1 pseudogene is annotated in these 243 nt (G+C 30.9%); it reads left to right on the plus strand.

What is annotated here, in order from left to right:
- Positions 1-243: pseudogene (locus tag CCO88_RS10540) on the plus strand (Cj0814 family flagellar-dependent secreted protein); the annotation flags it as partial.

Here is a 243-nt window from a genome sequence, read left to right on the forward strand (position 1 = left end):
TGAAGCAGATATAAATTCTATGCCTAAGGGGTATGCTATAAATGGAATAAAATCGATGGATTTTAATGATCCAAGCAATAGAATGAATATCACTCACCTAAGAGATTTTTCAAATTCTTTAATTTCAAATGTTTATAAAACCCCTGAACAAGCAAAAGAAGCTGATGAAATTTGGCTTGATTCAGGATGTATGATCAAAGGATTATCATCTGAGACTTTAGGTTTATCCTTAGAAGAAATCAA

This window comes from Campylobacter coli LMG 9860 (genome assembly GCF_000254135.1).
In the GTDB taxonomy this organism is placed as follows: domain Bacteria; phylum Campylobacterota; class Campylobacteria; order Campylobacterales; family Campylobacteraceae; genus Campylobacter_D; species Campylobacter_D coli.